General features: G+C 73.1%; 13 protein-coding genes. 4 read left to right on the forward strand and 9 right to left on the reverse strand.

All coding sequences use genetic code 11. From position 1 onward, the window contains the following. Positions 1–24: 24 nt before the first annotated feature. On the reverse strand, positions 25–207 hold the full coding sequence (locus tag ACQEUX_RS24655) for a hypothetical protein (protein WP_433052782.1): 183 nt from the start codon (positions 205–207) through the stop codon (positions 25–27). A gap of 57 nt (positions 208–264) precedes the next feature. Between ACQEUX_RS24655 and ACQEUX_RS24660 the strand changes: the two genes are divergently transcribed. Continuing rightward, entirely contained in the window at positions 265–762 is a 498-nt protein-coding gene (locus ACQEUX_RS24660; RefSeq protein ID WP_433052785.1) for an NADPH-dependent FMN reductase, read from the forward strand. Continuing rightward, a complete protein-coding gene (locus ACQEUX_RS24665) occupies positions 759–2,240 on the forward strand; it encodes a DHA2 family efflux MFS transporter permease subunit (protein WP_433052788.1) in 1,482 nt (493 codons plus the stop codon). The genes ACQEUX_RS24660 and ACQEUX_RS24665 overlap by 4 nt, the downstream gene beginning before the upstream one ends. On the opposite strand, the gene hemB is transcribed toward ACQEUX_RS24665, so the two are convergent. Genes hemB through ACQEUX_RS24690 form a run of 5 tightly spaced genes read right to left on the reverse strand, consistent with a single transcriptional unit; the run spans position 2,191 to position 7,900 of the window. After that, complete coding sequence (gene hemB, locus ACQEUX_RS24670) at positions 2,191–3,174, reverse strand: porphobilinogen synthase (protein ID WP_433052791.1); 984 nt, start codon at positions 3,172–3,174, stop codon at positions 2,191–2,193. The genes ACQEUX_RS24665 and hemB overlap by 50 nt on opposite strands. Before the next feature lie 19 nt (positions 3,175–3,193). Continuing rightward, positions 3,194–4,774 (reverse strand): uroporphyrinogen-III synthase, encoded by a 1,581-nt coding sequence (locus ACQEUX_RS24675; RefSeq protein WP_124819086.1) that lies wholly within the window; start codon positions 4,772–4,774, stop codon positions 3,194–3,196. Further along, positions 4,771–5,739: a hydroxymethylbilane synthase gene (gene hemC / locus ACQEUX_RS24680; protein WP_433052795.1), complete on the reverse strand. Its 969-nt coding sequence runs from the start codon at positions 5,737–5,739 to the stop codon at positions 4,771–4,773. The genes ACQEUX_RS24675 and hemC overlap by 4 nt, the downstream gene beginning before the upstream one ends. Further along, positions 5,736–7,133 (reverse strand): glutamyl-tRNA reductase, encoded by a 1,398-nt coding sequence (locus ACQEUX_RS24685; RefSeq protein ID WP_433052798.1) that lies wholly within the window; start codon positions 7,131–7,133, stop codon positions 5,736–5,738. Before ACQEUX_RS24685 ends, hemC begins: the two co-directional genes overlap by 4 nt. Beyond that, positions 7,130–7,900 (reverse strand): redox-sensing transcriptional repressor Rex, encoded by a 771-nt coding sequence (locus ACQEUX_RS24690; protein ID WP_433052801.1) that lies wholly within the window; start codon positions 7,898–7,900, stop codon positions 7,130–7,132. Before ACQEUX_RS24690 ends, ACQEUX_RS24685 begins: the two co-directional genes overlap by 4 nt. Positions 7,901–8,270: 370 nt before the next feature. Between ACQEUX_RS24690 and ACQEUX_RS24695 the strand changes: the two genes are divergently transcribed. Together ACQEUX_RS24695 and ACQEUX_RS24700 are read left to right on the forward strand one after the other, a co-directional pair. Then, on the forward strand, positions 8,271–9,575 hold the full coding sequence (locus ACQEUX_RS24695) for a sensor histidine kinase (RefSeq protein WP_433052804.1): 1,305 nt from the start codon (positions 8,271–8,273) through the stop codon (positions 9,573–9,575). 117 nt (positions 9,576–9,692) lie between these two features. Next, positions 9,693–10,346, forward strand: coding sequence for a response regulator transcription factor (locus ACQEUX_RS24700; RefSeq protein WP_405429366.1), 654 nt, complete (start codon positions 9,693–9,695; stop codon positions 10,344–10,346). Here the strand turns inward: ACQEUX_RS24700 and ACQEUX_RS24705 are convergent. Genes ACQEUX_RS24705 through ACQEUX_RS24715 form a run of 3 tightly spaced genes read right to left on the reverse strand, consistent with a single transcriptional unit; the run spans position 10,327 to position 12,886 of the window. Further along, positions 10,327–10,989, reverse strand: a complete 663-nt coding sequence (locus tag ACQEUX_RS24705) for an HAD family hydrolase (protein ID WP_433052807.1) — start codon at positions 10,987–10,989, stop codon at positions 10,327–10,329. The two genes, ACQEUX_RS24700 and ACQEUX_RS24705, sit on opposite strands and share 20 nt — an antisense overlap. Positions 10,990–11,009: 20 nt before the next feature. Further along, positions 11,010–11,264 carry a glutaredoxin family protein gene (locus ACQEUX_RS24710; RefSeq protein WP_433052810.1) on the reverse strand — a complete coding sequence of 85 codons (255 nt, stop codon included), beginning with the start codon at positions 11,262–11,264 and terminating at the stop codon, positions 11,010–11,012. Further along, positions 11,237–12,886, reverse strand: a complete 1,650-nt coding sequence (locus tag ACQEUX_RS24715; protein WP_433052813.1) for an AMP-binding protein — start codon at positions 12,884–12,886, stop codon at positions 11,237–11,239. Before ACQEUX_RS24715 ends, ACQEUX_RS24710 begins: the two co-directional genes overlap by 28 nt. Positions 12,887–12,896 lie beyond the last annotated feature (10 nt).

Consider the following 12,896-nt stretch of genomic DNA (forward strand, 5'->3'; position numbering starts at 1 on the left):
GGCCGGCGGTGGCGGCAGGGTGGTTCAGAGGTCGCAGAGACGGCGGCCCGAGCCGATGTCGTCGAGTGCGGCGTGCAGCTCGCGGATGCGCCGCTCGGCCTCGGCGGTCAGCCGGTCGTGCACCTCCTGCCAGTCGGTCGGCTCCCGAGCCACCTCGCCGACCGTCAACGTGCCCAGGATCTCGGTGCCCGTCACCAGCGTGCCCATCGCTACTCCCCCGCCACCATTGACTTCACCATTGGTTCAAGTCCTAGCGTCCGGGGCATGACAACGCAAGAGACCCCGGCCCCACCGACCGTCGCCGTGCTCGTCGGGAGTGTCCGTCAGCCTCGGATGGGCCGCGCGATCGCCGACTGGTTCGTCGCCCACGCGGCCCGACGCGGCGACCTCGGCCTCGATCTCGTCGACCTCGCCGAGGTGCCGCTGCCGTTCGCCGACACCCCACCGGGTGGCAACCCGGCCAGCCCGATCAGTGACCGGCTGGCGGCCGCCGACGCGTTCGTGGTGGTCACACCCGAGTACAACCACAGCTTCCCGGCAGCCCTGAAGAACGCCATCGACTGGCACCACCGGGAGTGGGCCCGCAAGCCGGTGGCCTTCGTGTCGTACGGGGCCAGTTCGGGCGGCATCCGCGCGGTCGAACAACTGCGGGTGGTCTTCGCCGAGGTACAGGCCGCCACCACCCGCTCCGGCGTGGTGCTCCGGGCACCCTGGGAACGGCTCGACCGCGCCGGCCACCTGGTCGACGACGAGCCGCTGTGATCGACACGACGGTGACCGTGGTGGCCCTGCCGAAGCTGGTCGATGACCTCAGCACGAACCTCACCACGATCGGGTGGGTCACCAGCGGCTACGCGCTCGCCCTGGTCGCGGTGATGCCCACCGCGGCCTGGGCGATCGGCCGCTACGGTGCCCGCCGCACCTATCTGACCGCGCTGCTGCTGTTCACGGCGGGCTCCGTGCTGGCCGGGGCCGCCTGGGACGTCGGTTCACTGATCGCGTTCCGGGTGCTCCAAGGGCTGGGCGGCGGACTGCTCAACCCGGTCGGGATGGCCGTCGCGCTGGCTGCGGTGCCGCCGCAGCGGCGCGGCCGGATGATGAGCCTGCTCGGTCTGCCGGTCCTGGTCGGACCGCTGATCGGGCCGGTGCTCGGTGGGCTGCTGCTCGATCACGCGTCGTGGCGGTGGATCTTCTGGATCAACCTGCCGGTCGGGTTGCTGGCGGTGCTGCTCGGCCGGTCGGTGCTGCCCGTCGCCGACCCGCACCGACCACCGGTCCGGCTGGACGTCGCCGGGCTGCTGCTGCTCTGCCCCGGCCTCGCGTTGGCCGTGTTCGGACTCAGCGTCACCGGTGAACGCGGCGGAGTCGTCACCGCGTCCGTGCTGCTGCCACTCGTGCTCGGCGCCGCGCTGGTGGCCACCTTCGCCTGGCGGGCCAACCGGGTACGACAGCCGCTGCTGCGCCTGGCCGTGCTGCGCGCGCCCGGGATGGCCCCAGGCGCGGCGACGGTGGCGCTCTTCGCCGCCGGGTACTTCGGCTCGTTCCTGATCATCCCGGCGTACGTGCAGGTGGTACGCGGTGACTCCGCCACCCTGGCCGGCGTGATCGGCATTCCGCAGGCGCTAACCACCGGGCTGATGCTGCAGGTGGCGACTCGGCTGGTCGACCGGGTCTCCGCGCGTCGGGTGGTCGGGCTCGGCATCGCGACCGCGGTGGTCGGCACGGTCGCCCGGGTGCTGGTGCTCGACGCGGACACGTCGTACCCGCTGCTCGCCGCGCTCGGCGCGGTCATCGGCCTGGGCATGGGTGCGACGTTGATGCCGACGATGACCGCCGCCAGCCGGTCCCTGTCCGCGGACGACCTGCCGTCCGGCTCCACGCTGCTCACCACGGTGTCGCACACGTCGGTCGCCGTCGGTACGGCGTTGATCGCCGCAGCGCTGTCCTGGCTGGCCGACCGGTTTGCGGCGGGTCTGGGCGGCGGGGGCATCACGGCCGCCACCCGCCTCGACCGGGTCACCCGTGCGGGCTTCGCTCCAGAGCTGGCGCAGGCCACCCGGCTCGCGCTGGCGGTGTCCGCCGTGCTGCTGGCGCTCGCCTGGCTGACCAGCCGGCGACTTCCGGCCGCCCCGACCGCCGCTGAGGCAGCGACCACCCCGGTGGAACCCGAGGTGGTGGCGAACGGACCGGTCAGTAGCGCTGACGCAGCAGGCCGGCGGCCTCGACCGCCCAGTAGGTGAGGATGATCTGCGCGCCGGCCCGCTTGATCGAGGTGAGCGTCTCCAGCATCACCCGTTCCCGGTCGATCCAGCCGTTCGCGGCGGCCGCCTCGACCATCGCGTACTCGCCGGAGACCTGGTAGGCGGCGACCGGGACGTCCACCGCGGCCCGAACCGCCGCCACCACGTCGAGGTACGGCAGCGCCGGCTTGACCATCACCATGTCGGCGCCCTCGGCGACGTCCAGCTCCACCTCGCGCAGCGACTCGCGTAGGTTGGCCGGGTCCTGCTGGTAGGTGCGCCGGTCCCCCTCCAGGGCCGACTCCACCGCTTCGCGGAACGGGCCGTAGAACGCCGAGGCGTACTTCACGGCGTACGCCAGCACGGCCACGTCCTGGTGGCCGGCGGCGTCGAGCGCCCGGCGTACCACGCCGACCTGGCCGTCCATCATCCCGGACGGCCCGACCACGCCGACCCCGGCGTTGGCCTGGGCCACCGCCATCTCGGCGTACGCGGCCAGGGTGGAGTCGTTGTCGACCTCGCCGTCGGGGGTGAGCAGCCCGCAGTGCCCGTGTGAGGTGAACTCGTCCAGGCACAGGTCGCTCATCACCACGGTGGCGTCGCCCACCTCGGCCACCACGTCGCGGATGGCGACGTTCAGGATGCCGGTCGGGTCGATGCCGCCGGAGCCGGTCGGGTCCCGCCGCTCCGGCACGCCGAAGAGCATGATCCCACCGACACCGGCCTGAACCGCCTCGGCCGCCGCCTTGCGCAGCGAGTCCCGGGAGTGCTGGAGCACCCCCGGGAGCGACGCGATGGCCCGGGGCTCGGTCAGCCCCTCCTTGACGAACATCGGCACGACCAGCTCGGCTGGGTCGACCCGGGTCTCGGACACCAGCCGGCGGATCGCCGGGGTGCGGCGCAGCCGGCGGGGCCGGATCTCGGGGTACGACATGGCAGGCCTCCTCGAACGACTACCGGAAGCGCAGGGCGGTCGGCCCCTGCACCTTCGAGCCACGGCGCTGCTTGGCCGGCATCGCGGCCAGCTTCTCGCGCAGCTCGACGGCGTAGGCGGCGAGCGCCTCCACCAGGTCGGGCACCGAGGCGTGCGGCGGCTGGACGTCGACCCGCAGGCCGAACTCCGTCGCGGTCTCCGCCGTCTTGGGCCCGATGACGGCAACAACGGTACGCGCGTGCGGCTTCCCCGCGATGCCGACCAGGTTCCGCACGGTGGAGGACGAGGTGAAGAGCACCGCGTCGAAACCGCCGGACTTGATCGCGTCCCGGATCTCGGCGGGCGGCGGCGCGGCGCGCACCGTCCGGTACGCGGTCACGTCGTCGACCTCCCAGCCGCGCTCGGTGAGCCCGGCGGCGAGCGTCTCGGTGGCGATGTCGGCGCGCGGCAGCAGCACCCGGCCCACCGGGTCGAGGATCTCGTCGTGCGGGGAGAACTCGGCCAGCAGCCCCTCGGAGGACTGCTCCCCGGCGGGGATCAGCTCCGGCTGGATGCCGAACGCACGGACCGCGTCCGCCGTCGCCTCACCGATGCAGGCGATCTTGACGCCGCCGAAGTGGCGGGCGTCCAGCCCGTGCTCGGCGAACTTCTCCCAGACCGCGCGAACCGCGTTCACCGAGGTGAAGATCACCCAGGCGTACCGGCCGTCGACCAGGCCCTTGACCGCCCGCTCCATCTGCGCAGGGGTGCGCGGCGGCTCGACCGCGATGGTCGGCACCTCGCACGGGATCGCCCCGTACGCGCGCAGCCGGGCGCTCATCGCGCCGGCCTGCTCCTTCGTGCGGGGTACGAGCACCTTCCAGCCGTACAGCGGGCGGTTCTCCCACCAGCTCAGCTTGTCGCGCTGACCCACCCCGACACCGACGGTGAGCACCACCCGGCCGGTGAAGCCGAGCGCGGCGGCCACGAAGCTGTCCACGGTCGACGTGGTCGTGTACTGGGTCTCGCCGGTGCCGTCGCCGGTCACACCGACGCCGGTGGTGCCGTCGACCCCGGCCGCGAGCAGCCCGTCCCGGACGGCGGCGAGGTCACCGGCGTCCACGGCGAGCGCGAGCGAACCCCGGCCGACGGCCGTGGCCAGCGCCTCGAAGTCCAGTGCGCTGACGTCCTCGACATCTGCGGCCGTACGCACACCCGGCAGCGGGACCCCCGCGTAGGTGGCCACACCCTCGGCCTGGCCGACGCCGGGCACCACCTCGAAGTGGGCGGCGGTGCGGGCCACCGCCTGCACCTCCTTGACCACCGAGTCGTGGCCGAACGGGTCGCCGGCGACCAGGTGCACCGCGTTCAACCCGGACCGGGCCGCGGAGATCAGCACCTTCGCGACGTCCCCCGGCGCGCCTTCGGCGGGGGTGAACTCGGCATCGTCTCTGGCTTCGGCGCGAACGACGGCGAGCAACGACTCCGGGACTCCCCGGTCGTAGATCACCTGGTCGGCGTCGACCAGGGCGTCGTGCGCCCGACGGGTCAGCAGGCCGGGGTCACCGGGGCCAGCCCCGACGAACGCGATACGGCCGACGGGCTTACGGGTGCGGGTCATTCTGTGCTCCCAAATTGCTGGGTCCCCGGGCCGGTGTGTCCTTCGTGGCCGAGGATCGAGTCGGCGCCGAGGTCGAGGAGTTCGGCGGCGAGTGCCTTACCGATCTCCGCCGCGTCGGCGGGCGTTCCGGTGCGGGACAGCCGGAGGTCACGAGTGCCGTCCGGGCTGATCACCGCCCCGCGCAGGTAGATCTCATCGCCGGCGTCACCTTCGGCGAGTTCCGCATAGGCGGCGACGGGTGCGGTGCACCCGGCCTCCAGAGTTGCCAGCAACGCGCGTTCCGCGGTGACCGCGGCGTGCGACGGTGCATGGTCGAGCACCGCGAGCAGCTCGACCAGGTCCTGATCGTCGACCCGGCACTCCACGGCCAGCGCGCCCTGAGCGGGCGCGGGCAGCATCAGCATCGGGTCCAGCGTCTCGGTGATCACGTCGACCCGACCGAGCCGGGCCAGCCCGGCTCGGGCCAGGACGACGGCGTCGAGGTCGGCCTCGGGGCCGAGCACCCGCGCCAGGCGAGTGTCCACGTTGCCGCGGACCGGGGTGACCTCCAGTTGGAGACCGAGCGCGTGGAGCTGGGCGATACGGCGCAGCGCGCCGGTGCCCACGGTGGCCCCGGGCGGCAGCTCGGTGAGCGTCCGACCACCGCGGGCGATCAGCGCGTCGCGCGGGTCCTGCCGGGGCGGCACCGCCGCGATGTGCAGCCCGCCGGCGGCAGCCGTGGGCAGATCCTTGTAGGAGTGCACCGCGAAGTCGATCGTCCGGGCGGTCAGCGCGTCACGCAGCGCGGAGACGAACACCCCGACGCCGAGCCGGTGCACCGGCGCCCTGGAGCGGTCGCCGGCGGTGATCACCTCGACCAGCTCGACGGGACGGCCGGTGGCGCCGGTCAACGCCTCGGCGACCTGGTTGGACTGGGCCATCGCCAGGGCGCTGCTCCGGGTACCGAGGCGCAGGGGGGCGGTCATCGCGCACCTCCGGTGGGCGGGGTCGGATCGGCGGCGTCGGCTCCGGACACCGGGTCGGTGCCAGGGAACGCCATGCCGAGGTCGGGGGTCAGAACGTCCGGGACGGTGTCCACCGGCGAGGTCTGCGGCACCTGGAGGTCGAACAGCTCGCGCAGCAGGGCGGCGTACTGGTCGCCGCCGGGCTCCGCGGCCAACTGGCGGACCTTGACGGTGGGCTGGTGCAGCAGCCGCTGCACGACCCTGTGCACGGTGCGGGCCACCTCGGCCCGCAGGTCGTCCCCGAGGTCGGGGCGACGCTGGGCCAGCCGGCGCAGCTCGGCGGTGACCACGTCGTCGGCCCGGCCGCGCAGCGCGGCCACGGTGGGTGCCACGTCGGCGCCGCGCAACCAGGTGAGGAAACTCTCCACCTCGCCCAGCACGATCCGTTCGACGGCGGCGGCATCCGCAGCCGCCGGACCGTCGGCGAGCAGCGCTGCCATCCGATCGATGTCGATCACCTCGACGCCGGGCAGCTCGGCGACACCCTCCTCGACGTCACGCGGGACGGCCAGGTCGAGCAGGACCAGCGGCCCCCGGGCCGGGGCCCGCTGGGCCAGCGCCGCGCTGACCACCGCACGGGTGAGGACCGGTTCGGTGGACGCGGTGGCGGCCACTACGATGTCCACTGTGGAGAGGGTGTCGACCAGCTCGGTCATCGGCGCGGCACTCGCCCCGTACGACTCGGCGAGCCGGACGGCCCGGTCGGCGCCCCGGTTGCTGACGATGAGCGGCCCGGCGCCCAGCCGGGACAGCGTGGCCACCCCGAGCGAGCCCATCGCGCCGGCACCGACCACCAGGGCCGGGTGGCCGGCGAGGTCGCCGTCGAGGTGCCCGGCGGCCAGGTCCAGCGCGGCGGTGACGACGCTCTGGCCGGCCCGGTCGATGCCGGTCTCGGCGTGGGCCCGCTTGCCGACCCGCAACGCCTGCTGCATCAGCTCGTGCAGCAGCCGGCCGGCCGAGTCGGCGCCGGTGGCCCAGTGGTAGGCGTCACGCAGCTGGCCGAGGATCTGCGCCTCGCCGACCACCATCGAGTCCAGACCGCTGGCGACCCGGAAGACGTGGTCCACGGCGGCGATGTCGTAGTGCACGTACAGGTGGCTGGCGAGAGCCGCCGGCGGGCTGCCGGCCTGCTCCGCCAGGACGGCGCAGACGTCGCCGAGCCCGCCGTGGAAACCGGACACGGCGGCGTAGACCTCCACCCGGTTGCAGGTGGAGACGAGCACCGCCTCGGCCACGTACGGCTGGGCGACCAGGCGGTCCAGGGTGCGGGTCAGGTCGGCGGGAGGCACGGCCAGTTGCTCCAGCGTGGCGACCGGGGCGGTCCGGTAGGACGCGCCGACGACGAGCAGTTTCACGTGCCGATCGCCTCCTGGGTATCGGTGGCCGCGAACCCGCCGGGCAGGGCCGTGAGAGCGGACCCGCCGGCGGCGGGCAGCGCGGTCAGCGACGCCTTGCGGTGCTCGTGGAAGGACAGAATCTGCAGCTCGATGGCGAGGTCGACCTTGCGCACGTCGACCCCCTCCGGAACCGAGAGTACGCACGGCGCGAAGTTGAGGATGCTCGTCACGCCGACGGCGACCAGTTGGTCGGCGACCTGCTGGGCAGCGGCGGCCGGGGTGGCGATCACGCCGATCGCGAGGGATTCTTCCGCGGCGACCGTCGGAAGCTCGTCGACATGCCGGACTACCAGGCCGTTGATCTCTTCGCCGACCCGGGAGGGATCGGCGTCGAGCAGTGCGGCGATCCGGAAGCCCCGGCTGGCGAAGCCGTCGTAGCCGGCCAGAGCGTGACCGAGATTACCCACGCCGACCAGGGCGACCGCCCGCCGTTGGGTGAGCCCGAGCACATACTCGATCTGCTCGATCAGCAACGCGACGTCGTAGCCGACGCCCCGGGTGCCGTACGAGCCGAGGTGGGAGAGGTCCTTGCGGAGCTTGGCGGAGTTGACCCCGGCGGCGGCGGAGAGACCCTCGCTGGAGACCGTTTCGTGCCCGGTGTCGGCGAGATTGTGCAGCGCGCGCAGGTACTCCGGGAGCCGAGCGACGGTCGCCTCGGGCAGATCCGGGAGCGCCGGTACGGCACCGGCGCGGCCGGGCGCGCCTGGGTGACGGTGCTGACTCATGAGACTCCGTGCGGTGCGATCCTCGGCCAACTCCGCTGGTCGGCCGCTTATGGACTCCCGCTGGCGACCGAGGTTGCCGGCTGTGCTAGCAGGGCGCGTCGGAGTCACAGAGTAGGCGCTTGTGAAGACGTGCACAAATCGCGATCTTGCCGCTGCGTGACGCGACCTCACCAGCACCTCCATTCCGCAAGATCGATCCACCGGGTCTGCGCCTGCGCCGCCCGGGCGATTATTGCTCAATCCCGACTTCTCTGACCAATCCCGCGCCGGGCTCTCACGCAAGCCGTCCGGAAGTGGTAGGGACAGCACTACGAGGGAGAGGCGGGGCTTCGGGATGGGGACGGGACGCCCGGATGCCTAGCCTTTGGGCATGACCGCCGTTGCCGCCACCAGCGACCAACCGACGCTGGCACCGAGCATCCCCCGCCAGCTCTTCGTCGACTCCGGGTACGTGCTGCTCGGCCTGCCCCTGGCGGTGGCCAGCTTCGTCGTCCTCGTCGTCGGCACCGCGGTCGGCATCGGCCTGGTGGTCACGGTGATCGGTCTGCCGATCCTCAGCGGCACCCTGTACGCCGCCCGTGGACTGGCCGACATCGAACGGCTGCGGCTGCCCGCGGTCCTCCGGCAACCCCGGATCCGGCCGCACTACCGGCTGCCCGAGGCGGGCGCGAACGCCTGGCGGCGGATCTTCGTGCCGATGCGGGACGCCCAGTCCTGGCTCGATCTGGCGCACGGCATCCTGCGGCTGATCGCGGCGGCGGGCACCTTCGTGGTGGCCGTGGCCTGGTGGGCCGCCGCGATCACCGGCTCGCTCTACTGGGCCTACGACTGGGCACTGCCCCGGGCCGACGGCGAGGGTGACAGCGACCTGGCACAGCTGCTCGGCCTGGGTGACTCGACCACCGCCCGGATCGGTCTGAACACCGCGATCGGGGTGTTCTTCCTGATCACGCTACCGATCGTGGTTCGGGGCTGCGCGCTGCTCCAGGCCAGTTTCGCCAAGGCCATGCTGACCGGGGTGGCCGAGATGCGCGACCGCATCACCGTGCTGGAAGAGCAGAAGCGGGCCGCGGTGTCCGCCGAGGCGTCCGCGCTACGCCGGTTGGAACGCGACATCCACGACGGCCCCCAGCAGCGCCTGGTCCGCCTGGCCATGGACCTCAGCCGGGCCCGGATGCAGCTCGCCTCCGACCCGGCGGCCGCCGCCCGAACCATCGACGAGGCGGTCACCCAGACCCGGGACACGCTGGCCGAGCTGCGGGCACTGTCCCGAGGCATCGCCCCGCCGATCCTGGTCGACCGGGGCCTGCCCAGCGCCCTGGCCGCGATCGCCGGACGCGGGCTGATCCCGATCGAACTCCAGGTGGACCCGCAGCTCGGCACCCCGGGTGGGCGGCTCGACCCGGCGGTGGAGAACACCGCGTACTTCGTGGTGTCCGAGGCGCTGACCAACGTCGCCAAGCACAGCCGGGCCACCGAGGCCGTGGTGACCGTTGTCCGGCACGGCGCCCAGCTCCAGGTGCGGGTGGGCGACGACGGACAGGGCGGCGCACACCTGGCCAAGGGGCACGGGCTCGCCGGCATCGCCGACCGGGTGCGGGCCGCTGGCGGTGAACTGGCGGTGGTCAGCCCGGTCGGCGGCCCCACCGAGGTCCGCGCGGAGCTTCCCCTGTGAGCGCGAGGAGTGAGCCGGGTTTGCGAGCCCCGCAGTCGCGAACAAAGGAGATGCTGTGAGCCGTCGGACACCGCGCCGAGCCCTCCCGACGGGTCGGACGTGGTAGACAACACAGCCATGCGCATCGTGATCGCCGACGACGCCGTCCTGCTCCGTGAGGGACTGGTGCGGCTCCTGACCGAGAGCGGGCACCAGGTGGTGGCCGCCGTCGGGGACGGTGACGCACTGGTCGAGGCGGTGGTGGAGCACCGGCCGGACGTGTCGATCGTCGACGTCCGGATGCCGCCGTCGCACACCGACGAGGGGCTACGGGCGGCGGTGGAGGCGCGGCGGCTGGTGCCGCGTACGCCGATCCTGGTGCTCTCCCAGTACGTCGAGGTCTCGTACGCCGATGATCTGCTCGCCACCACCGGCGGCGCCGGCGGCGGAATCGGCTACCTGCTCAAGGACCGGGTGGCCGCGATCGACGAGTTCCTCGACGCGCTGCGCCGGGTGGCGGCCGGTGGCACGGTGCTCGACCCGGAGGTGGTCGGCCAGCTCTTCGCCCGACGCCGCAGGGACGACCCGCTCAGCGAGCTGACCCCGCGCGAGCGCGAGGTGCTCGCCCTGATGGCCGAGGGGCGCTCGAACACCGCCATCGCCCGCGCCCTCGTGGTCAGCGACGGCGCGGTGGAGAAGCACGTGCGCAACATCTTCACCAAGCTCACCCTGCCGCCGGACACCGAGCAGCACCGCCGGGTGCTGGCCGTCCTCACCTATCTGCGGAACTGACCTCCCGGGCCAGGGCCACCGCGTCGGTGAGGGTGTCGGCCACCGGGTGACCGGAGGCGCGCAGCCGGGTCGGGTCGGTGAACCCGCCGGTGTAGAGCACCGCGCGGGCGCCCACCGCGAGCGCCGCGTCCGCGTCGTCGATGGAGTCGCCGATCAGCACCACCGCGGCGCCGTCCACGCCCAGCTCGGCCAGGTGCAGCTGGAGCGACTCGGCCTTGCGGCCACCGCCGACCGTCGCCCGCAGCCCGTCGACCCGGGTGAAGTGACCGGTCAACCCGTACGTGTGCACGGTCGGCACCAGCTCCTCGTGGAACCACATGGAGAGCAGACTCTGGCTGCCCGGCCACGCGGCCATGGCGGTGCGCGCGTCGGCGGCCAGCTCACACGTGGTCAACCCGGTGCGGTACGCGTCGTGGAAGATCCGGTCCAGTCGGTCGAACTCGTCGTCGTCCACGGCCTTCCCGAGCACCTCGGCGTAGTACTCGGCGATCGGCCGGCGGAACCGCACCCGGTGCTCGTCGAGGGTGACCGTCGGCCCGCCCAGGCTCGCGAAAACGACGTTGGTGGCGGACACCACCAGGCTGAGGTCGTTGAGGAGGGTGCCGTTCCAGTCCCATACGAGGTGGGGGTGCGCAGGGGTCATCAGAGCACCATAGGCACCGCTCAGAGCTGCGGTGTGGTCAGGTCCCGCAGCAGCCGGTCCTCCTCGACCCGCCAGTAGCCGTGCTCCTTGCCGTCGAGCATCACCACCGGCAGCCGGTCCCCGTACTCCCGCTCCAGCGCCTCGTCGCCGGTGACGTCCCACTCGACCCACTTGTCGCCGGTGACCGCCACCACCCGGTCGAGCGCCGCCTTGGCGTCGTCGCACAGGTGGCAGCCGGGGCGGGTGATCAGGGCGAGCCTGGCATCAGTGGCCATCGGTTACCTCCGTGGGGGGGGGTGTCGGCGTGTGCGGGCGGGCCGGCTGGCGGCGCCGACCGGAGCTCGGTCTTCCGTACCTTGCCGATCGCCGAGTACGGCAGAGCGTCGACGAACTCGACGGCGGTCGGGCACTTGAACCGGGCCAGGTTCCGTGCGCAGTGGGCGAGCAGTTCCTCGCTGGTCACCGGTCGCCCCTGCGCCGGCACCACGTACGCCCGCACAGTCTCGCCGGTCCGCGGGTGCGGCACACCCAGTACCGCCGACTCGGCCACCCCGGGGTGCCCGGTGAGCACCAGCTCGACCTCGTGCGGATAGACGTTGAACCCGTTGACCAGGATCAGCTCGCCGAGCCGGTCGACCAGGAAGAGGTCGCCGTCCTCGTCGGCGTACGCGATGTCGCCGGTGCGCCACCAGCCCTCGGCGTCGGGGCCGCCCCGAGCGTCGGGCCAGTAACCGGCGAAGAGGTTGGGGCCGGCCACCACGATCTGCCCCGGGTCGGTGCCCGGCGCCACGTCGGAGATGTCCAGCTCTTCCGGGTCGTCGTCGGGAACGACCAGCCCGTCGCGCCACAGGTCGACCCCGTCGGCGCCGACCAGACGTAGCCGCACACCGGGCAGTGGCCGGCCGATTGAACCGGCCTTTGCCACGCCGCCGACCAGGGTGGAGGTGAGCACCGGCGCGGTCTCGGTGAGGCCGTACCCGATGTGCACCTGGTGGCCGGTGACCTCCGTGAAGCGCGCCGCGACCGCGGGCTCCAGCGGCGCCGCGCCGCAGACCGCCACCCGCACCGACGTGGTCGCCGCGCGGGCGGTGGGCGCACTGGCCCAGGCCAGGAACATCGACGGTACGCCGACCAGCACGCTGACCCGGTGCCGGGCGATCTCGTCCAGCCCCGCCGTCGGCCCCAGCTCGTCGAGCAGCACGCCGGTCGCGCCATGGTGGACGACCGCGCCGAGGCCCGAGTTGAGCCCGTACGCGTGGAAGAGCGGCAACGCGAGCAGCACAGTGTCCGCCGGCCCGACCACCGGCGGCTCGATCTGCTCGACCTGCTCGTGGTTGGCGAGCAGCGCCCGGTGCGAGAGCATCGCCCCCTTGGGTCGCCCCTCGGTGCCGGAGGTGTAGAGCAGTACAGCCAGGTCGGCTCCGCCTCGCTGCGGGCGGGGTGGCGGTCCGGGTGCCTCGGCGGTCGGCGGCGTGCCGTGCACGGCCGCGAGCGCGGGCAACTCGGCGGCCACCTCGGCGACCAGGCCCCGGACCCGATCGGTGCCGATCAGCACCGACGCGCCGGAGTCGGCCAGCACGTGCCGCAGCTCCGGGGCGGTGAAGCCGGGGTTGACCGGCACGGCGACCAGCCCGGCGCGCAGGGCACCGAGCCAGGTGATCACGAAGTCGGGGGTGTTGGGCAGTGCGATCGCGACGCGTGGTGGCGTACCACCCGGGTCGGTGGGCGGCGCGGCGGCGGACAGGCCGCGCGCGGCAGCGTCCACCGCGGTGTCCAGTTCGGACCAGCCGAGCGTCTGGTCGCGCCAGTGCAGCGCGGCCCGGTCACCGTGATCGAGAGCCGCCCGGTGGACCCGGTCGGCGAGGTTCGGCGCGGGGTTTGCCGAGAAGTGCTGCACGGTGATCGAG

Source organism: Micromonospora sp. CA-259024 (genome assembly GCF_050936255.1).
Classification (GTDB): domain Bacteria; phylum Actinomycetota; class Actinomycetes; order Mycobacteriales; family Micromonosporaceae; genus Micromonospora.

Excerpts from the sequence above, each read along its gene's own strand:
- ACQEUX_RS24660 (WP_433052785.1), top strand. The coding sequence starts at position 265 with ATGACAACGCAAGAGACCCCGGCCCCACCGACCGTCGCCGTGCTCGTC.
- ACQEUX_RS24690 (WP_433052801.1), bottom strand. The coding sequence starts at position 7,900 with ATGAGTCAGCACCGTCACCCAGGCGCGCCCGGCCGCGCCGGTGCCGTA.
- ACQEUX_RS24695 (WP_433052804.1), top strand. The coding sequence starts at position 8,271 with ATGACCGCCGTTGCCGCCACCAGCGACCAACCGACGCTGGCACCGAGC.
- ACQEUX_RS24655 (WP_433052782.1), bottom strand. The coding sequence starts at position 207 with ATGGGCACGCTGGTGACGGGCACCGAGATCCTGGGCACGTTGACGGTC.
- ACQEUX_RS24710 (WP_433052810.1), bottom strand. The coding sequence starts at position 11,264 with ATGGCCACTGATGCCAGGCTCGCCCTGATCACCCGCCCCGGCTGCCAC.
- ACQEUX_RS24700 (WP_405429366.1), top strand. The coding sequence starts at position 9,693 with ATGCGCATCGTGATCGCCGACGACGCCGTCCTGCTCCGTGAGGGACTG.
- ACQEUX_RS24705 (WP_433052807.1), bottom strand. The coding sequence starts at position 10,989 with ATGACCCCTGCGCACCCCCACCTCGTATGGGACTGGAACGGCACCCTC.
- ACQEUX_RS24675 (WP_124819086.1), bottom strand. The coding sequence starts at position 4,774 with ATGACCCGCACCCGTAAGCCCGTCGGCCGTATCGCGTTCGTCGGGGCT.
- hemB (WP_433052791.1), bottom strand. The coding sequence starts at position 3,174 with ATGTCGTACCCCGAGATCCGGCCCCGCCGGCTGCGCCGCACCCCGGCG.
- hemC (WP_433052795.1), bottom strand. The coding sequence starts at position 5,739 with ATGACCGCCCCCCTGCGCCTCGGTACCCGGAGCAGCGCCCTGGCGATG.